Raw genomic sequence first — 19,299 nt, forward strand, 5'->3', positions numbered from 1 at the left:
GCGAAGGCTTCGCCGTGTGGTGCACTCTCGCTTCTTAGCCTCGACCTTACACGCGGTTGCCGGGTCCAGTGAGGAGCGCCCGGCGGCCGAAAGCCCGCTGGTGCCAATGCTCCTCATCTCGAAATCTCATTTCATTCTGGATTTAGGCCCGACAACGGGTGAAGCATCCGCCAGCGGCTTTTCAAGCGCCTGGATGCTCAAGGAGCAAGACAATGGACGCGAAGACAAACAGCATTTCCAAGGGTATGCCGGAAGCAGGCGTAAAATATCGCCCCTATCCCGCCATCAACATTCCCGACCGCACATGGCCCGGCAAGACCATCGACAAGGCCCCGATCTGGTGTTCGGTGGACTTGCGTGACGGCAACCAGTCGCTGGTCAATCCGATGGGTCATGATCGCAAGGCCCGCATGTTCAAGCTGCTGTTGGACATGGGTTTCAAGGAAATCGAAATCGGTTTTCCATCCGCCTCGCAGACGGATTTCGACTTTGCCCGCTGGTGCGTGGAAGAAGGGAATGTGCCGGATGACGTATCGCTGCAGGTGCTGGTGCAGTGCCGCCCGGAACTGATCACCCGCACCTTCGAGGCGCTGGAAGGTGCCAAGAACCCCATCATCCATTTCTACAACTCCACCAGCGAATTGCAGCGCCGCGTGGTCTTCGGCAAGGACGTCCACGGCATCAAGCAGATTGCCGTCGACGCGGCGAAGATGATCACCGACATGGCGGCAAAGGCTGGCGGCGGTTATCGCTTCGAATATTCGCCGGAAAGCTTTACCGGCACGGAGCTGGAAGTGGCGCTGGACATCTGCAACGCCGTCATCGACGTGGTGAAGCCGACCGCCGACAACAAGCTGATCCTCAATCTGCCCTCCACCGTGGAAATGGCGACGCCCAACATCTATGCCGACCAGATCGAATGGATGTGCCGCAATATCGACAACCGCGAAAACGTCATCATCTCGCTGCACCCGCATAATGACCGCGGCACGGGCATTGCCGCCACCGAACTCGGCCTGATGGCCGGTGCCGACCGCGTCGAAGGCACGCTGTTTGGCAATGGCGAGCGTACCGGCAATGTGGATGTGGTGACGCTGGCACTGAACATGTACACACAGGGCGTGGACCCGGAACTGGATTGCACCGATATCGAGCGCATCAAGGCCGTCTACGAATATTCCAACGAAATGACGATCCCCGAGCGTCACCCCTATGTCGGCGAACTGGTCTATACCGCCTTTTCCGGCTCGCATCAGGATGCGATCAACAAGGGCTTGAAGGCGATCAAGGTCGCCAACCACCCGGTCTGGGAAGTGCCCTATCTGCCGATCGATCCTAAGGATGTCGGCCGATCCTACGAGGCGATCATCCGCATCAACTCGCAGTCCGGCAAGGGTGGCATCGCCTATATCCTGCAAGAAGATTACGGCCTGAACCTGCCACGCAATCTGCAGGTGGAGTTTCGCGAGGACATTCAGCGCATCACCGACGAGGAAGGCGTGGAACTGCCCGCCAAGCGGATCTATGAGCGCTTCATGGAGCGCTACGTGACGCAGTCCAATGCGCGTCTGAAATTCGTTGATCACCACACCTATCCGGCCGGCGACTTCAAGGGCGTGCGCGTCGTTGCTGCCGAGATCATGGACAAGGGCGAAGTGAAGCGGATCGAAGGCAAGGGTACCGGTCCGATCGACGGCTTCATCAATGCGCTGTCGACCTATCTCGGCATCGATCTGTCGGTGAATGACTATTCCGAACACTCGCTGCAGCACGGCTCCAACGCATCGGCCATCGCCTATGTCGAGATGGAGCATCCGGGCGGCAAGCTCTTCGGTGCGGGTATCAACACCAACATCGTTGCGGCTTCGCTGGAAGCGATCGTGTCTGCGGCCAACCGCGTGCTGGAAGAGCGGGCGAAGTAAGCGGAGAGTATCTGGTCAGCCCGAGTTTCGGGCTGACGTCCTCTTCGTTGCGCAGACGCGCAACGGCGGGATCCCTGTGACAAGCACAGGGATGAGGGGAGAATTGGGAGCGCTCAGAGAGATCATAAACCGTGCAGGTAGTGGGAGATGTCCTGCCAATCAGGATTCTCCGCCTCTATGAGGTTCAGCTTCCATTGACGCGGCCATTTCTTGATCGTTTTTTCACGCGTAATTGCCGTCGTCAGCAGATCGTACTCTTCAAACCAGACCAGGGTTTTGACGTTGTACCTGGATGTGAAACCCTGCGTTAGCTCGTTTTGATGTTCAAAAAGCCTGTTGGGCAAGTCCTTCGTCACACCGGTGTAAAGTGTACCGTTCCGCTTAGAGGCAAGGATGTAGACATAACCCTTCATGGTCTCATCGTGCCTAGAGAGAGATGACGATGCAAGATGCTTGCGTCCGGAGGCAGTTTAACCGAGGCCAGAAGGTATTTGAGTGGCAGGACGGATTACATACCCTCCCTCATCCCTGTGCTCGTCACAGGGATCCAGCGTGATCAAGTCTTTGATCACAATAAGACTCTTCTCTAAAACAGCGGTTACTCCTCCGGCGCCTGTTCCACCGGGTTGCTGAAGCCAAGCGGGCGGCCGTTGTGGTAGAAGACTCGGATGTCTTCGAGCTCTATCCCGGTTACTTTCTCGTTGAGGCTGAAGCGTTCACAGGTTACTTCCCATGTTCCCGGGCCGCCGGAAATGTTGAAGAGATTGTAGCCGGCGCGGGGTTTTTCACCGCCCGGTCCCTGGCTTGCCGAGGCGATGCCGACGACAGGGATGTGGTCCTGGCCGCGATGGGTGTTCAGCCAGTAGACGGTGTTGAGGTGGGTGTGGCCGTGAAGCACGAGTTCGGCGCCGCCGGTGCCGAGTGCTGCGGCAAATCGGCGAATGCCGATCATGCGTTTGTGGGTGGCGGCAGCGCCGCGCACGGGTGGGTGGTGGATCATCACCACGCGGAACAGGCCTTGTTCACCGGCCTTTTTCAGCAGATCCGCGGTCGCACGCGCCTGGCGGCGGCCGAAATATCCTGTAGCGGAGAAGGGCGGGGTGGCGATCGAGGTGGAGCAGCCGATCAGTGCGACCGGGCCGCGCACACGCATATAGGGGAATATCTTGCGGTCTTCGTTCCAGTCTTGCGCATCGCCATCGCCTCGAACGTAGGGATACCATGCCGCCATCGCCTTGTCGTGTGCGCCCGGCACATAGGCGTCGTGGTTGCCGGGCACGACGGACACCTTCAGCGGGTCGCCAACTTCCTCCAGCCAGTCGGCGGCGGCACGGATTTCGATGCCGGTTGCCAGATTGACGAGGTCGCCGGTGATCGCAATGTGATCCGGCGCCTTGGTTTCCATATCGTCCACCAAGCGTTCCAGCGTGTCGGTGAAAAGATGCTTGCGGCGGTTGAGCCGCCAGTTCACAAAGCCGGTGATGCGCTTGGACGCCAATTCGCGAAAGGTGAGCTTGGGCAATGGGCCGAGGTGAACGTCGGAAATATGGGCGAGCTTGAACATGGGGTCAGACATATCGTATCCGTGTTGAGGCGTCCAATGCGAAGCCTCGGCATTTCAAGGGGATAAGTGCTTCAATCGGGCAGAAACCCATCAGGTGACGGAGAGTTGAACGTTGGTTGAGAACCGCAAGCTCGGTGAAGGGTTCCGGCAACTCTTTCGGAATATTGCCAAAAGGATTGTTCACCGGTTCTTTTTCCTGCGGCGCGGCATGACGCTTGGGGTGCGGGCGGCGTGTTTCGATGATGAGGGCCACCTCTTTCTCGTGCGCCACACCTATGTCTCTGGCTGGCATATGCCGGGTGGCGGCGTTGAGCGACAGGAAACCGGATTGCAGGCGCTGCACAAGGAAATCCGCGAAGAGGGCAATCTCGTTGCGACGTCTGTGCCCCAACTCGTCCACGTCTATTTCAACAACCGCACGAGCGATCGCGACCATGTGCTGTTCTATCGCCTTAGCGTTAGACAGACCGCGGTGAAAGTGCCGGATCGCGAGATTGCCGAGAGCGGGTTTTTCCCGCTCGATGCTCTGCCCGACGGGACGACACCTGCGACGCGGCGTCGTCTCGCGGACCTCACGGGTGACGCTTTGCCGGACGATTACTGGTAGCCTCCCGCCAACCTTGCGCGATCATGGGCCTTTTCGAGTTCCAATTCCGGTCCGACCGGGACGATGCCCGTCGGGTTGATCGTCTTGTGGCTGAGGTAATAATGCTCCTTGATGTGGCGCATATCGACCGTCGCCGGCACGCCGGGCGTCTGGTAGAGATCGCGCAGATAGCCGGTGAGATTCTGGTAGTCGTGAATGCGGCGGATGTTGCATTTGAAGTGGCCGACATAGACCGGATCGAAACGGACCAGCGTGGTGAACAGCCGCCAGTCGGCCTCCGTCTGCTCAGCCCCTAGAAGAAAGCGCTGGTTTGCGAGGCGTTCTTCGAGGATGTTGAGTGTTTCGAACACCTTGATGGCACTTTCCCGATAGGCGTCCTGCGTGGTGGCAAAGCCCGCCTTGTAGACGCCGTTGTTGACGGTGTCGTAAATCAGGTCGTTGAGCTGGTCGATTTCACTGCGCCGCTGTTCCGGATAGAAGTCGAGTTCAGATCCGGTCAACGCATCGAAGGCGCTGTTGAACATGCGGATGATCTCCGCCGACTCATTGGAAACGATGGTGTTCTGCTGCTTGTCCCAAAGAACGGGCACGGTGACGCGGCCGGAATAGTGTGGATCGGCCTTGGTGTAGACCTGCCAGAGAAACGACGAACCGAAGAGATGATCCTCCGTCGCGCCCGGCGTGCGCTCCCCCTCAGGCTTGAACTCCCAGCCGTTTTCCAGCATCAGCGGATCGACGACGGAGACCGGAATATAGTCGTCGAGCTTCTTCAGCTTGCGGAAGATGAGGGTGCGGTGCGCCCAGGGGCAAGCGAGCGAGACGTAGAGGTGATAGCGATCCTTTTCCGCCTTGAAGCCGACCTTGCCGGGGGGGCCGGGCTCGCCATCGGCGGTGATCCAGTTGCGGAACTGCGAAGCGCTGCGCTTAAAATGGCCCTTGGTTTCCTTGGTGTCGTACCACACATCCTGCCAAACGCCTTCAACCAGCCTGCCCATCTGCATTCTCCCTTGTTTCTTCTCTCACCCTAAGTCGCGCAGCGGGCAAAGCGAACCCTCGCATCGATGAACAATGCGTTCTTCCTTCGTGAATGCAACCGAAGGGCCATTTGTTCTGGACCGTCTGATAATTTCCTGATATCTGCGATTTTCATAATCTTGAGGAAATTCTCCCCTATGACCGAACCACGGACGCTCCGACGACGCTGACGCTCTTCTTGCCCTGTCAGGCAATGTCAGGTGCACCGTCACATATCGTCATGTCCGTATTCAACGTTCCGGTCTTTCCATGTCCAAGCACGAACTGGTCTATCTTACCGAGGACGCGTCTCACGACGCCGTTATCGAACTCATCAATGCAGAAGCTTTCGGCCCAGGCCGGCACACACGCGCTGCCGCGCGGATCCGCGAGCAGGGGCCTCATGACCGCTCGCTCTCCTTTATCTGCGCCGATGATGGCGAGACCATCGCGTCGGTGCGGATGACGCCGGTTCGCGCAGGTGAGGTGAATGGCCATATGCTTGGGCCCCTGGCGGTTCGGCCCTCGCACAAGAACAGGGGCATCGGGCGTGAACTTGTACGCATTGCGATTGCAGCTGCCAAGCGCAAGGGCTCCGACGCGGTAATCCTGATTGGCGATCCACCCTATTACATGCCGCTCGGCTTCGAGAAGGTCGCCTATGGCGCGCTCGATTTTCCAGGACCTGTCGACATGAACCGGGTGCTCGTCGTGCCCTTGGCGGATGATGTTCATGCTCGACTGAAAGGCACGATTGGCTGGCGGAATGACGAAGCCAAAGCGGTGGATGCGCAGGACGAGGTTGTGTTTAATCTGCCTCTTCGTGCCATGGGGTGACGCAACCGCAGCTATAACGCCTTGACAGTCTCTACCAGCGGACCGTAGCACTTTGCCCCAAGGTAACGACTCTGGTCGCAAGGGGGCGATGATGACGTCAATTACGATGAACGATGCGCTGGATCGCGCAGGAGCCGGTGCCTATCAGCGCCGGTTAATGGGTATCTTCGGACTGGTATGGGCCGCGGATGCCATGCAGGTTCTGGCGGTGGGCTTCACCGCCGCCTCGATTGCCGCGACATTCGGGCTTACCGTCCCGCAGGCACTGCAGACGGGGACCGCATTCTTCCTCGGCATGCTGCTTGGCGCCATCGGCTTTGGTCGGATGGCGGATCGTTATGGTCGCCGTCGGGTCTTGATCGTTACCGTAGCCTGCGATGCCGTCTTCGGCATTCTCTCTATATTTGCACCGGATTTCACCATTCTTCTGGTTCTGCGCTTCCTCACGGGTGCAGCTGTCGGCGGTACGCTGCCGGTGGATTATGCGATGATGGCGGAATTTCTGCCGGCAAAAAACCGCGGCCGCTGGCTTGTTCTGCTGGAAGGCTTCTGGGCCGTCGGAACGCTCGTGGTGGCAATCGCCGCATGGATTGCGAGCCTTTACCAACTCCAGGATGCGTGGCGCTACATCTTTGCCGTCACCGCGTTCCCTGCGCTGATCGGCATCGGCCTGCGTTTCCTCGTGCCGGAATCGCCGCTTTATCTGTTGAAGAGCGGTCGTTCGGAAGAAGCGAAAGTCGTGGTCAATGCCATGCTGAAGACCAATGGTCGCGCGCAACTGGATGCAGGCACCGGCATCGCCCAGTCCAAGGCTGTGAAGGGGCAGGGCCTGTTTTCGCCGGCTCTTCGTCAGCGCAGCATCATGATCCTTGCCATCTGGTTCCTGGTCTCGGTCTCTTATTATGGCGTTTTCACCTGGATGCCAGCTCGACTTGCGGGTGAAGGCTTCGGCTTCGTCCGCGGTTACGGCTTCCTGGTCCTCGTCGCACTCGCCCAGATCCCCGGCTATGCGCTTGCTGCCTACGGCGTGGAAAAATGGGGCCGCAAGCCAACGCTGATCGGCTTCTGCCTGCTTTCCGCGCTCGGCTGCCTGCTCTTCACACTCGCGACGACCGGTACGATCATCGCCGCATCTCTGCTCCTGATGAGCTTTGCGCTGCTCGGCACATGGGGTGCGCTCTATGCCTATACGCCGGAGCTCTACCCGACCGAATCACGCGCCACGGGCATGGGGGCAGCCGGCGCCATGGCCCGCCTCGGCGGGTTGCTGGCACCCTCGGTGCTTGGCTACGCCGTCGCTCAAGGGTTTGGGTTTGCAGTTGGCATATTCGCAGGTCTCCTGGTGCTGGCGGCAATCGCTGCAACGATGATCAATGCCGAGACGCGGCAGGTCAGCCTGTCTTAAAACTCGCGAGCCTATCATCCAGCCTGAGTGGGTATGCCTGCTCAGGCGTCAGACCAGCGACTTCTTCAAATAGGTCATGGCGTAATCCGGGCCGAACTCTGCGATCTGGCCGAAGATTTCGTAGCCGCATTTTTGGTAGAGCGTCAGCGCGTCAGCACTCATCGTGTCAATATAGGCGCCGGTGCAGCCGCGTTTGCGGGCTTCATCTTCCGCCATTTGAAGAAGTTTGGGGCCAAGACCTTGTCCGCGCAGGTCTTCGGGAATGAAGAGAAGGGCGATGTAAAGCCAGCCGCGGGCGGTGTGGCCGGAGAGGCCGCCGATGACTTTGCCGTCGTCGTTTTTCAGCGCGATGACCAACTCTTTCCAATCGGCAGGGCCGAAGCGATGGAGATTGTAGTCTTTCAGGCCGGCGAGAATGGCGGCCGTGGCGCTCTCATCCGCGCCATCGCTGAGTTCGATCTTGTCGTGCATCTTATCTGCCTTCGCGCCACCACAGAGCAGAGAAGGCCAGCAGCAGGGCGGCGAGGCCGGCGAAGCCTGCAAAGAGTGGCAGGGTGTTGACGCCCTTCAGCACGGTCTCATCCGTCATCCGGATCAGCATGCGGTCATTGTCTGCAACGCGGACCTCGCCGCGCACGGGGAGAATATCCGGCAGGACCACACGATTGGCATCGTCTACCACGCGATGGACGCTGCCTCTTGTCGCATCCGCCAGAGGCTTCAGCGTATCCGTGGTGGAGATCATCGCCTTGAATTCCGGCGCATCGACTGCGCCGACATGAACCAGCGTGGTGAAGTCACCATTGGAGACCTCGTAGAGACCCGTCTCGTTCATGCGGCGCTCGATCTTGTAGAGACCGGGGTCCGTTTGGGTGAAGTTCATGGTTTCGGTCTTGCCGGATGGGAATTTGACCGTGGCGTCGCCCGGATTGTCGCCGATGGTCTGGCGGGTGATCTCGAGCATGCGGCCATTGGCCCGCGCCGTCAGGGCCTCTTCCTCAAGCTCCGGCTCCTTCATCAGCCAGTGGGCGATGCGGCGATAAAGCGCCACATGCGGACCACCGCCTTCAAAGCCGCGCGCCCAGAGCCAGCCCTGGTCGGACAGCAGCATGGCAACGCGGCCTTCGCCCTGGCGGTTCAGCACCAGCAATGGGTCCTGGCCAGCACCGAGCATGACTGTCTGGCCCTGGGGTTGTTCCACCCCGACCGTGCGGAACCAGCGACCCCAATGGGGTGGCTCGTCGCCAGAGCCTTCCAAGCCGCGTGTGACCGGGTGCTTCTTTCCGGCCTCGGAAAGGCGGGGGAAGAAGGCGCCTTGATTGACCTGGCCGGTCGGCTGGGCGGGCAGCACCGATTCAAGCGGCGTCATCGCAATCGAATCCTGGCCCGCATGTTCGGGGCCTGCGGCAATCAGGAGCGCGCCGCCCTTTTCCACATATTGGGCGATGTAATCATAATAGAGGATCGGCAGTACGCCGCGATGCTGGTAGCGGTCGAAGATGATCAGATCGAAATCGTTGATCTTTTCGACGAAGAGTTCACGCGTCGGGAAAGCGATCAGCGACAGTTCGTTGATCGGCGTTCCGTCCTGCTTTTCCGGCGGACGCAGAATGGTGAAGTGAACGAGGTCTACGGAGGTGTCCGACTTCAACAGGTTGCGCCAGGCACGCTCACCGGCATGCGGCTCGCCGGAGACGAGCAGCACCCGCAGGTTCTGGCGAATGCCCTCGATAACATGGACGGCGCGGTTGTTGGCGGTGGTGACTTCGCCCGGAAGCTCGGCGACGGAGAATTCCATCACATTGTTGCCGCCACGCGGAACCTTGAAGGTGAAGGGAATGGGGCGTCCCGGCACGGCTTGCAGATTGCCGATTTCCTGGCCGTTCATCTTGATGGTGACATTCGCCGTGCCGCTTTGCGTGCGACCCTCGTCGAAGACGCGCAATGTGAGTTGCTGCTCTTCATTGACGATGCCGAAGCGGGGAGCGCGAACGACCTCGATGCGGCGATCGAATTCGTCGGCGCGGCCAGTGATCAGGCCATGGATCGGCGCCTTGAAGCCAAGCGTCTGTTCCACATCCGGCGTAGCGTTGGGGATGTCGTGGATCTGACCGTCGCTCAGGAAGATCGCGCCACCGACGCGGGAGGGCGAGACATCCGAGACGGAGGCCGAGAGTGCCGAGAAGAGGTTCGTCGCGGGCGAATCGCTGTTCTCATCGTTGCGAACCTCGACGATGCGGGGCTCGATGCGGGGGAAGCGGGCAAGACGCTCCCGAAGGTTTGCCAGCGCCTGATCGGTCTGCGCGGTGCGCTGCTGCACGTCCTGGCTCTGCGACCGGTCGACGATCACCGGCACGATGGTGGAGAGCGGCTCACGCTCCTCATTGGTCAGCAGCGGATTGGCGATGGCGAGCAGAAGGGCTGCAAGCGCAAGTCCGCGCAGCCATGCGCCGCGCACGCCACGCAGCAGACCGGCGACAGCCAGAACGAGCGCGGCTGCGGCCAGAATGGCGATGACGGTCCAGGGAAGGAAGGGGGCGAATGAGAGCGTCATGCGTTACTGCCCCAATCTCTGAAGAATATCGGGCACATGCACCTGATCGGCTTTATAGTTTCCGGTCAGCATATACATCATGATGTTGACGCCGGCGCGGTAGGCATATTCGCGCTGTATCTCGTCTGGCGGCACGGTTGGCAGAACCGGCGCGCCATTGTCATCCACCGCCCAGGCACCGGCAAAGTCGTTGCCGGTGATGATGATCGGCGAAACGCCATCGCCCGAAGACGAAATGCCGGAGGTGGTTTTGGCCGCATCCTGGCGCGACTCGACCCAAAGCGGGCTGCCGGTGTAGCGGCCTGGGAAATTCTTCAGCAGATAGAAGGAGCGTGTAACGACATGGTCCTGCGGCACGGGTTCCAGCGGCGGAATATCGACATTGGCGAGGATTTCCTGAAGCCGCTGGCCGTTGGCGCTGGTGCCGCTGTTCAAAGACGAAAACTGGTCGCGCGTATCGAAGAGCACGGTGCCACCGGCGCGCATATAGGCATCGATGCGGGAAATGGCCGCCGTTGATGGCATGGGTGCTGTGGCGGAAATCGGCCAATAGATGATCGGATAAAAGGAGAGCTCGTCCTTGGCGATATCGAGCCCGACCGGCGCACCAGGTTCAAGCGTCGTGCGCCAGGTCATGAACTCGGTCAGCCCCTGCAATCCCTGTTGGGAAACCCGATCGACATCATCCTCCCCCGTCTTCACATAGGCAAGATGGGTGGTGTCGAGACGGTTGAGGATTTCCTCGTCACCCGGCTTGGCGTCATTGGCATGGACCGGGTTTGGCGTCAGCAGGGCGAAGGCGGAGAATGCTGCAATGAGGATCGCGGCTGCAGATGAGCGTGCGCGCGGCATCTTGGAAAATGCGCCATTCATGAAAAGGATGATCAGGCTATCGGCAAAGAGCATGAGAAGAGCGGCGATGAAGAGAGCAGGGCGCAGCGACGTTGCCGCTTCGCCGACAAGACCTTCGGTGGCGACGGGCGTGCCGGCAAGTGACGTGTCGATCGGGCGAAGCGTCGCTCCAGGTGGCAGCAGGTTCAATGCAACGAAGCCGGTTTCCGTGCCGTAGAGGCCGGGCGGATTGTCGAAACTTGCGCGCGGCGCTTGACCGGGGCGCGCTTCCAGCGGGCGGGCGGCACCAATGTCGGGCGAGAGCGAGCCTGTCGCGGTCAACACGCGATAAGGCGGCAAGGCTGCGGCCGGCGCATTCGCAGACGCCGAAGAGCCGCCGACCTGCGACTGCTGAACGATCCGGCGCAGCATCTCGACGAAGTGGCCGGAGATGGGCAGGTCCGACCAGCTTGCTTCGGCGCTGACATGGAAGAGCACGATGCGGCCGGCATCGACCGTGCGCGTGGTCACCAGCGGCGTGCCATCGGCAAGGCTTGCCCAGGTGCGCTCCGCAAGATCGGGCGTCGGTTCGGCGAGAACCTGGCGCTTGATGTGAACGCCTTCGGCGCGTGGCATGCCGGCAAAGGGACCAAAATTGGGGAAGTCCGCCAGCGGCTGTGGCTCGGCCCAGGACAGGGCCCCACCCAGCGCACGTTCGCCCTGGCGCAAGGTCACCGGCACCAGCGGATCGTCTGCCGGTGCGGCGGCAAGGCGTGGACCGGCAAAGCGGATCAGCGTGCCGCCGCGCGAGAGCCAGCGTTCCAGCGGCGCATAGGTTTCCTGCGGCAAGCGGCCGATATCGGCCATGACGATGACGGAGGGATTGGTCTGCAGCAATTCTGGAATGGCGACGGCCAGATCGGGCTGCTGCTGCGGTACCAGATCCACATAGGGCTGGAGGGCGCGGCTGATGTAGTACAGCGGCTGGAGCAGCGGCTGGAAATCATTGCCAGTCTCACCGGCAAGAAGTGCCACGCGACGGCGGCGGAAACCGTCATCCAGAAGATGGACTGCGCCAGCGGTGGACAGCCGGTCGATGGAGAGACGGGCGAAATCATTGCGCAGCTCGAATGGCGCATTGATCTTCGCGGTGGTTTCAGCGGCACCGGGCGCAAAGCTCGCGCTGTCGCTGGCGAGAATACGCCCTTGGGAGTCCTGCGCGTTGATCGTGTAGTTGGCCGCCCCACTGGTGTTAAGGCGAGAGAGGGACACCGTCATGGTGTCGGCGCCGTTCTCCGCGCCGGTAATCGCGGCAACCTGCTGACCATCGCCTTCGATCACGCGGAACTCGGAGGCCTGCAGGCTGGCAAGGCTGCTCAGCGCCGCGCGGTCTTCCGGCGTTGCGACGCCATCGGTGATATAGGCAAGCGTACCCGGCGCGGTACCGTTCATCGCCTCGATGACGGACTCGGCAGCGCGAACACGGTCCGGCACCAGCGGTTGTGGCTTTGCGGCGGCGAGCTTTTCCAGTGCGGCTGCCGTCGTGCCAGGCTCGGCATCATGTTCGCGGTCCGCGGTGAAGGTGATAGACACGGGGCGCTCGGCGCGCTCCGCATCGCCAATCAAGGCTTCTGCGGTTCTGACGCGCCGCTCCCAATCCGGGGCAGCAGCCCAGCTATTGTCGACGATCAGCACCAGCGGGCCGCTTCCCGCCAGCGTGTTGTTGCGCGGATTGATGACCGGATCGGCAAGCGCAAAGATGACGGCTGCGGCCAGCAGCATGCGCAAGAGTGTCAGCCACCAGGGGCTTTTCGATGGCGTTTCCTCTCGCTTCAGAACCGTTGCGAGAATGCGCAGCGGCGGAAAGACTTCCGCCTTCGGTCGCGGTGGCGTGAGACGCAGCAACCACCAAATGGCGGGCAAAGCGAGCAGGCCGAAAAGAATATAGGGGCTGGTGAAGACGAAGGGGAGCGCGCTCATGGGCGGTCTCCGTTTCGCCCGCCAGCTGGTGAGCCGGAGAGATACATGTGCATGGCGACCAGCGCTTCGGATGCCAAATGGTCGGTGCGGTGGAAGATGAAATTCCAGCCAAGCCGGCGCAGCGACGAGGAGAGCGCCTCGCGACGGGCGAAATAGGCGCGGGTATAGTCCTCGCGGATGGTTTCGGCTCGTCCCGAGGTCAGCTTCTCGCCGGTCTCGGGATCTGAAAATTCCGTGCGTCCACTATAGGGGAAGACCTCTTCCGCCGGATCGGCAATCTCCACCACGTGACCGCCAAGACCACGGCGTGCCAGCGGCGAGAGCCGCTCCATGATCGTGGTCGCATCATCGAGAAAATCGCCGATCAGGACGATGTCACTGGCGCCACGGATCATGCTGGTATCGGGCAAGCCAGTGGTGGCTGGAGCGTGCATGATGGCATTGGCCAGCCGTTCTGCGGCGTTGCGGGCGGAGACCGGTTCCATGATGCCGGGGCAGCCGATGCGCTCACCGGAACGGGCGAGGATCTCCGCCAGTGCCAGCAGCAGGACAAGCGCGCGGCTCTCCTTGGAGACCGTTCCCAGCGTCGATTTATACATCATGGAGGGTGACAGATCCGCCCAGAGCCAGATCGTGTGAGCGGCTTCCCATTCGCGGTCGCGCACATAGGTATGATCGTCGCGGGCGGAGCGCCGCCAATCGATGCGCGACAGGCTTTCGCCATCGGCATAGGGGCGGAACTGCCAGAAGTTCTCGCCGATGCCGCGCTTGCGGCGGCCGTGCCAGCCGGCGGTCACGGTGTTAGCTATACGCCTTGCTTCCACCATGCAATCCGGCACCAGAGCGGCGCGCTGGCGCGCGCGGGCCAGCACGTCGCTGCCCGATGTCTGCTCTACGATCTGGCCGATGGATGCCACATGCGCTCCTGTCTGTTTCTAAAGACCGTCGTCTTTGGTGACGGTTTAGTTCTTCGCCTGCTCGACAAGTCCCGCAATGACGTCCCGCACCGACATACCTTCGGCACGCGCTGCAAAGGTCAGCGCCATGCGGTGTTCCAGCACGGGTTCTGCCAGCGCATAGATATCATCGAGCGAGGGCGCCAGACGACCTTCGTAAAGCGCACGTGCACGCGCCGTCAGCATCAGCGACTGACCGGCACGCGGTCCTGGACCCCATGCGACATTCTTGTCGGTCAGCTTGTTTCCCTGACCGGGGCGTGCGGAGCGGACGAGGCTGAGGATCGCATCCACCACCTTGTCGCTGACCGGCATTTGACGGATCAGCGTCTGGATTTCGATCAGCCGCTCGGACTCGATCATCCGGCGCGCTTCGGCAGATGCCGTTCCGGTGGTGTCAAGCAGGATCTGGCGTTCGGCGGCAAGCTCCGGATAATCGACATCCACCTGCAGCAGGAAGCGGTCGAGCTGCGCTTCGGGCAGGGGATAGGTGCCTTCCTGTTCCAGCGGGTTCTGGGTTGCGAGCACATGGAAAGGTTTGGGCAGATCATAACGCTGGCCGGCCACGGTGATGTGATATTCCTGCATGGACTGCAGAAGTGCCGATTGGGTGCGGGGGCTTGCGCGGTTGATTTCATCCGCCATCAGCAGCTGGCCGAAGATCGGACCCTTGATGAAGCGGAAGGAGCGGCGACCGCTCTCATCCTGATCCATGACTTCGGAGCCGAGAATATCGGACGGCATCAAATCCGGAGTAAACTGAATGCGGTTGGCATCGAGCCCAAGGACGGTGCCGAGGGTGGTGACGAGCTTGGTTTTGGCCAGACCCGGCACGCCGACAAGCAGCGCATGGCCGCCGGACAGGATGGCAAGGAGCGTGTTCTGCACCACCTTCTCCTGACCGAAGATGACCTTGGAGACTTCACCGCGAATGGCAGCGATATCGGCCAATGCCTTTTCGGCAGCGGCGACGATCGTCTTCTCGTCGAGGGTTTCGGTGGTGTTCATCACGCCCATATGGCTCTCCTCAAAACCCCGCCGCAGCGGTTCTTAAACGTCAACCTTCCTATTGGAATACAGGAGGGATTTGGCGCTGCCTATAGCTTATTGCCACGCTTGCCGCTGACAAGCATCCTTTAAATGACTATCTCGTTACCCATGTTCCTTTATTGCATAATTGGCAAAGCAGGGCTCGAATATGGCAGATGACAGGATTAATGCGGCACCGGATGCGGCAGGGCTTGCGGCATTGATTTCCCGTGCCAGCGAGCAGGCGGGCGACAAGCCCCGCGGACCGGCTCCGGTAGAGAAATGGAACCCGCCTTTCTGCGGCGATCTCGATATGGAAATCCGCGCCGATGGGACGTGGTTCTATATGGGCACGCCGATCGGCAGAGCCCCGCTTGTGCGTTTGTTTTCAACGGTTTTGCGCAAGGATGAGGATGGCAAGACATACCTCGTCACGCCGGTGGAAAAGGTCGGCATCCGGGTTGTCGACGCACCTTTCATCGCCGTCGAAATGAGTGTCAGCGAGAGGGACGGCGCCCCGCTTTTGACCTTCCGAACAAATGTTGGTGATGTGGTCGAAGCCGGGCTTGAGCATCCCCTTCGTTTCACCACGGATGGCGAGAATAATGAGCTGAAACCCTATATCCTCGTGCGTGGGCGGCTGGAGGCTTTGGTGTCTCGGGCAGTGATGTATGATCTGGTGGAGCTCGGGGAAGTGATCGATATTGACGGCCGGGCGATGTTCTCCGTGCGCTCCGGCGGAGAGGTGTTTCCGATCATGCCTGCGGACGAGCTGGAAGCGCTTGCCCGATGAGAGCTGAACTGATGGCATTTTCTGCTGCCGACTTCCGGCGGCGGGTTCTGGAGGATGGCGAAGGTGTCGCCGAGCGGGAGGATCGCGACGCGCGGGATATCGGCGATCATATTCTCAATCCGAGTGTGCGACTTTCCGGCGATGGTATCCGGCTGAAGGATGCGGCGGTGCTGGTTCCGGTCATCAATGACGGCGACGAGGCGCGGGTGATCTTTACCCAGCGGACCAAGACGTTGCGCAATCATTCCGGCCAGATTTCCTTTCCCGGTGGCGGCATCGATGCGCAGGATCGCTCGCCGGAAGAGGCTGCACTGCGTGAGACGGAAGAAGAGACCGGCATGTCGCGCCGTTTCATCGAGACGGTCGGGCGCATGCCTGATTACATTTCCGGCACGGGGTTTCGCATCAAGCCGGTTCTGGCTGTGGTCAGGCCTGGATTCACGCTGACGCCAAACCCGGCGGAGGTGGATGAGGTGTTCGAGGTGCCATTGTCCTTTCTGATGAACCCTGCCAACCACAGCCGGGGCAGCCGGATGTTTCAGGGGAGAGAGCGGTTTTTCTACGAAATGCCCTATGGCGAGCGCTACATTTGGGGCATTACGGCGGGCATCGTGCGCAGCATTTACGAGAGGTTCTATTCATGAGCGGCATTGCCGGGCAGAGCTGGTTTTCCAAACCCGGCCTTCAGCGGATTTTCTCGCTTCTGAACGCCGATGGCGGCGAGGCGCGCGTGGTGGGTGGGGCTGTGCGCAACGCGCTGATGGGACTGCCGGTTGGCGATATCGACATGGCGACGACGCTGCCGCCGCAGGACGTGGTGGAACGGGCGAAAGAGGCCGGTATCAAGGCGGTACCGACGGGTATCGACCATGGCACGGTGACGCTGGTCGTTGATGGTGAGGGTTATGAGGTGACGACGCTTCGTCGCGATGTCACGACCGATGGCCGCCACGCGGAGGTCGCCTTCGGTACCGATTGGAAAGAGGACGCCGAACGGCGCGACCTAACGATCAATGCGCTTTATGCCGATGCCTCCGGCGAGGTCATCGATCTGATCGGTGGACTTGCCGATATCGAAACCAAGACCGTTCGCTTCATCGGCGATGCGGCAACACGAATTGCCGAAGATCATCTGCGCATCCTGCGCTTTTTCCGCTTCTTTGCCTATTATGGTTCTGGTCGCCCGGATGCGGATGGCCTGCGGGCGAGTGCGCGCGCCAAGGACAAGCTTTCGACGCTGTCGGCCGAACGGGTCTGGAGCGAAATGAAGAAGCTGCTTAGCGCCGACGACCCGTCACGGGCACTGCTCTGGATGCGGCAAGCCGGTGTTTTGGCGCAAATCCTGCCCGAGACGGAGAAGTGGGGCATCGACTCGATCCACGGCCTGGTCGCAACCGAGCAGGCGCTGGGCTGGAGGCCCGACCCGATGCTACGGCTCGCCTCCATCATCCCGCCCGATGCAGAGCGGGTGACCGCTCTTTCCAGCCGGTTGCGCATGTCCAAGAACGAAGCGGCGCGTCTCGATCAATGGGCGAAAGCCCCGGCGATCGATCCGTCTCTCGCGGAGACCGCACTCGATCGTCTCCTTTATCGACAAGGCGTCGAGGGCGTGAAGACGCGGCTGAAACTTGCTCTTTCCTCTGCAAGAGCGGACATGTCTGCGGGGGAGGCCTCGATGCAGAAGATTGCCAAGCTTTCCACCTTGCTTGCGCGTGCCGAAAAGTTCAACAAGCCTTCTTTCCCACTCAGCGGTGCGGATGTGCTGGCAGCCGGTCTTCCTGCTGGCCCTCAGGTGGGCGAGGTTCTCTCTGAACTCGAAGCGGCGTGGGTGGATGGCAACTTCGCGGCTGACCGTGAGACGTTGCTTACACGCCTGGTGACGAAACTGCAGCAGCGCTCATGATGTATTCCACCCCGGACAACGTCCGGGGTGATACGTAATTGGGCGCGTCGAAGCTCAGGCTTCGACCTGGTTTTCATCGCGAATACGGGCCTTGATGTTTTCGACCATATTTTCGCGGATGATGGTTTCGCCATGGGCCTGGCGCATGTGCTCGACGCTGCGGCGTACAACCTCTGCGTCTTCATCGGCGCGGGTGTGCCATTCGCAACCGGGCACCAATGTTCCACATTCGAAAAGTCTCATAACAGCCTCCCTATATGGATTGTCGGCCAGGGTCACTGTTGCAACCGGCCTGACGTTCAAACGGTCGCGACAGGGTTATGTTCCTGGCGTTGTGCGTCCGATTGATCCCATGCTCAATCGGCTCAAGCGATCTGTCGTTCAGAGACCGCCAGCGTTTCCTCGATGGGGCGAGGTTTTCCAAGGAGGTAGCCTTGACCGATATCGCATCCGAGGTCCTGAAGCCGCCGGAGCTGTGATGCGTCTTCGATGCCCTCTGCGGTGATTTTAACCCCGAGCCCGATCCCAAGCGCAATGATTGCCCGAACGATTTTTTCCTGCCGGTCGCATTCTTCGAATGATGCCACAAAACTTCTGTCGATCTTGATTTTATTGAACTGATAGTTTGATAGCTGCGAAAGACTGGAATAGCCCGTCCCAAAGTCATCCAGAGCGATTTTGATGCCGGATTTGACAAGATCGTCAAGAACGTGGCGCGCCGTTTCGGCGTCGTTGATGAGAGCACTCTCAGTGACCTCAAGTTCCAGGCGATGCACAGGAAGGCCGACCTCGCCAAGCACCTTGAGAATACGCAGTCCAAGCAGTCTGTCGCTGAGCTGGACCGGAGAGATATTGAAGGACAGAACGGTGTGAGGGGGCCATGATAACGCATCCTGGCAGGCAATGCGGAATAACTGGTCGGTCAGCTCCACAATCAGTCCAGCGTTTTCCGCCAAAGGGATGAATTCGCACGGGGAGACGAATTTGCCAGGCTCTCTTTCCCAACGGGCAAGTGCCTCGTAGCCAACAACCTCTTGTGTCTTCAGATCAACCAGTGGCTGATAGTATGGGCGGATTTTCCCCAGCTTCATGGCAAGCTTCAGGTCCGCTTCCATCTGAATTTTCTTGATCAACTCTTCCTGCATTTCCGGCGCGAAGGCCTTGACGATGTTGCGGCCGATTTTCTTGGCCGCATACATCGCGCAATCGGAGTATTGGATGGCTTCTGCCGGGAAAGCGCTGTCTTCCGGGATACGAGCAAATCCAATGCTCGCACCAATTTCAACAGTCGCGCCATTGATGGCGATGGGTTTACTGATCGCAACAACCATGCGTTTTCCCAGAGCAGACAGATCCTGATTGCCCTTTCTCTCGACCACCACGACAAATTCATCGCCACCCAGCCGATAGACATTGTCTTCTGGGAACATCGAACAGAGCCGTTTTGCCACGACCTTCAGCACCTGGTCTCCATGCTCGTGGCCAAGAAGATCATTCACCTTCTTGAACCCGTCCAGGTCGAGACTGAAGATCGCACTTCGTTGCGTGTGAGAGAGGGTTAGAAGCTTTAAGAGGGCGACCTCCAGCAACCTCCTGTTCGGCAACTCCGTCAGCGGATCATGGCAGGCAATCCAGTCGACATGTTTCTCAGCCGTTACACGCAGTTGGATTTCTCGGTGCATGTCCTTGATGCGAAGCACCGAGTAAATCAGACCAAGCCCGCCGGCTATGGTCAACGCGGTGAATATCTCATCGAGATTGTAAGTCTCTTGAGAGACGAACAGGGCGTCGATAGCTTCGTGGCCGTTGAAGAAGAAGGCGGCGCCATAGATGAGCGCAAATGCGAGGAGCCAGACAATCGCCTCCCATTTGGCGCGGTTTGGATGCATGGACGGCATGACGTT

18 protein-coding genes are annotated in these 19,299 nt (G+C 60.2%); 7 read left to right on the forward strand and 11 right to left on the reverse strand.

The window, feature by feature from the left end; all coding sequences use genetic code 11:
* Positions 1-212: 212 nt before the first annotated feature.
* Positions 213-1,922, forward strand: a complete 1,710-nt coding sequence (gene leuA, locus ACTJKV_RS06890) for a 2-isopropylmalate synthase (protein ID WP_274102006.1) — start codon at positions 213-215, stop codon at positions 1,920-1,922.
* Between the two features lie 122 nt (positions 1,923-2,044).
* Here leuA and ACTJKV_RS06895 read toward each other — a convergent pair whose 3' ends face one another.
* The 3 genes from ACTJKV_RS06895 to ACTJKV_RS06905 all read right to left on the reverse strand — a co-directional run bounded on the left by ACTJKV_RS06895 (position 2,045) and on the right by ACTJKV_RS06905 (position 3,739).
* Positions 2,045-2,335, reverse strand: a complete 291-nt coding sequence (locus ACTJKV_RS06895) for a GIY-YIG nuclease family protein (RefSeq protein ID WP_274102007.1) — start codon at positions 2,333-2,335, stop codon at positions 2,045-2,047.
* Positions 2,336-2,520: 185 nt separating this feature from the next.
* Positions 2,521-3,486, reverse strand: a complete 966-nt coding sequence (locus ACTJKV_RS06900) for a metallophosphoesterase family protein (RefSeq protein ID WP_274102270.1) — start codon at positions 3,484-3,486, stop codon at positions 2,521-2,523.
* Between the two features lie 4 nt (positions 3,487-3,490).
* Positions 3,491-3,739: a hypothetical protein gene (locus ACTJKV_RS06905; protein ID WP_440598606.1), complete on the reverse strand. Its 249-nt coding sequence runs from the start codon at positions 3,737-3,739 to the stop codon at positions 3,491-3,493.
* Here ACTJKV_RS06905 and ACTJKV_RS06910 point away from each other — a divergent pair.
* Positions 3,695-4,093 (forward strand): NUDIX domain-containing protein, encoded by a 399-nt coding sequence (locus tag ACTJKV_RS06910; protein ID WP_274102271.1) that lies wholly within the window; start codon positions 3,695-3,697, stop codon positions 4,091-4,093. The two genes, ACTJKV_RS06905 and ACTJKV_RS06910, sit on opposite strands and share 45 nt — an antisense overlap.
* Here ACTJKV_RS06910 and ACTJKV_RS06915 read toward each other — a convergent pair.
* Positions 4,084-5,088: a glutathione S-transferase family protein gene (locus ACTJKV_RS06915; protein WP_440598559.1), complete on the reverse strand. Its 1,005-nt coding sequence runs from the start codon at positions 5,086-5,088 to the stop codon at positions 4,084-4,086. The genes ACTJKV_RS06910 and ACTJKV_RS06915 overlap by 10 nt on opposite strands.
* Before the next feature lie 289 nt (positions 5,089-5,377).
* Here ACTJKV_RS06915 and ACTJKV_RS06920 point away from each other — a divergent pair, with 289 nt between their 5' ends.
* Together ACTJKV_RS06920 and ACTJKV_RS06925 are read left to right on the forward strand one after the other, a co-directional pair.
* Positions 5,378-5,944 (forward strand): GNAT family N-acetyltransferase, encoded by a 567-nt coding sequence (locus ACTJKV_RS06920; protein WP_440598560.1) that lies wholly within the window; start codon positions 5,378-5,380, stop codon positions 5,942-5,944.
* A gap of 91 nt (positions 5,945-6,035) precedes the next feature.
* Positions 6,036-7,349 carry an MFS transporter gene (locus ACTJKV_RS06925; RefSeq protein WP_113178067.1) on the forward strand — a complete coding sequence of 438 codons (1,314 nt, stop codon included), beginning with the start codon at positions 6,036-6,038 and terminating at the stop codon, positions 7,347-7,349.
* 48 nt (positions 7,350-7,397) lie between these two features.
* Here ACTJKV_RS06925 and ACTJKV_RS06930 read toward each other — a convergent pair whose 3' ends face one another.
* The 5 genes from ACTJKV_RS06930 to ACTJKV_RS06950 are packed head-to-tail and all read right to left on the reverse strand — an operon-like array spanning position 7,398 to position 14,687.
* Positions 7,398-7,820 (reverse strand): GNAT family N-acetyltransferase, encoded by a 423-nt coding sequence (locus tag ACTJKV_RS06930; RefSeq protein WP_274102013.1) that lies wholly within the window; start codon positions 7,818-7,820, stop codon positions 7,398-7,400.
* Position 7,821: 1 nt separating this feature from the next.
* Positions 7,822-9,903 carry a hypothetical protein gene (locus ACTJKV_RS06935; RefSeq protein WP_062426363.1) on the reverse strand — a complete coding sequence of 694 codons (2,082 nt, stop codon included), beginning with the start codon at positions 9,901-9,903 and terminating at the stop codon, positions 7,822-7,824.
* A 3-nt stretch (positions 9,904-9,906) separates the two neighbouring features.
* A complete protein-coding gene (locus ACTJKV_RS06940) occupies positions 9,907-12,714 on the reverse strand; it encodes a DUF4159 domain-containing protein (protein ID WP_440598561.1) in 2,808 nt (935 codons plus the stop codon).
* Complete coding sequence (locus tag ACTJKV_RS06945) at positions 12,711-13,631, reverse strand: DUF58 domain-containing protein (RefSeq protein WP_062440233.1); 921 nt, start codon at positions 13,629-13,631, stop codon at positions 12,711-12,713. The genes ACTJKV_RS06940 and ACTJKV_RS06945 overlap by 4 nt, the downstream gene beginning before the upstream one ends.
* Positions 13,632-13,676: 45 nt before the next feature.
* Positions 13,677-14,687 carry an AAA family ATPase gene (locus ACTJKV_RS06950; RefSeq protein WP_296014523.1) on the reverse strand — a complete coding sequence of 337 codons (1,011 nt, stop codon included), beginning with the start codon at positions 14,685-14,687 and terminating at the stop codon, positions 13,677-13,679.
* Positions 14,688-14,868: 181 nt separating this feature from the next.
* Here ACTJKV_RS06950 and ACTJKV_RS06955 point away from each other — a divergent pair, with 181 nt between their 5' ends.
* Genes ACTJKV_RS06955 through ACTJKV_RS06965 form a run of 3 tightly spaced genes read left to right on the forward strand, consistent with a single transcriptional unit; the run spans position 14,869 to position 17,395 of the window.
* The gene (locus ACTJKV_RS06955) at positions 14,869-15,492 is read left to right on the forward strand and encodes a DUF1285 domain-containing protein (protein WP_440598562.1); all 624 of its coding nucleotides are present in this window, start codon (positions 14,869-14,871) and stop codon (positions 15,490-15,492) included.
* Positions 15,489-16,136, forward strand: coding sequence for an NUDIX hydrolase (locus ACTJKV_RS06960; protein ID WP_440598563.1), 648 nt, complete (start codon positions 15,489-15,491; stop codon positions 16,134-16,136). The genes ACTJKV_RS06955 and ACTJKV_RS06960 overlap by 4 nt, the downstream gene beginning before the upstream one ends.
* Positions 16,133-17,395, forward strand: a complete 1,263-nt coding sequence (locus tag ACTJKV_RS06965) for a CCA tRNA nucleotidyltransferase (protein WP_440598564.1) — start codon at positions 16,133-16,135, stop codon at positions 17,393-17,395. Before ACTJKV_RS06960 ends, ACTJKV_RS06965 begins: the two co-directional genes overlap by 4 nt.
* 54 nt (positions 17,396-17,449) lie before the next feature.
* Here ACTJKV_RS06965 and ACTJKV_RS06970 read toward each other — a convergent pair whose 3' ends face one another.
* Both ACTJKV_RS06970 and ACTJKV_RS06975 read right to left on the reverse strand, forming a co-directional pair.
* The gene (locus tag ACTJKV_RS06970) at positions 17,450-17,638 is read right to left on the reverse strand and encodes a DUF1059 domain-containing protein (protein WP_062440243.1); all 189 of its coding nucleotides are present in this window, start codon (positions 17,636-17,638) and stop codon (positions 17,450-17,452) included.
* A 122-nt stretch (positions 17,639-17,760) separates the two neighbouring features.
* Entirely contained in the window at positions 17,761-19,293 is a 1,533-nt protein-coding gene (locus ACTJKV_RS06975) for a putative bifunctional diguanylate cyclase/phosphodiesterase (RefSeq protein ID WP_440598565.1), read from the reverse strand.
* Between the last annotated feature and the right edge of the window lie 6 nt (positions 19,294-19,299).

The organism is Agrobacterium sp. 22117, assembly GCF_052045735.1.
Lineage (GTDB): Bacteria > Pseudomonadota > Alphaproteobacteria > Rhizobiales > Rhizobiaceae > Agrobacterium > Agrobacterium cavarae.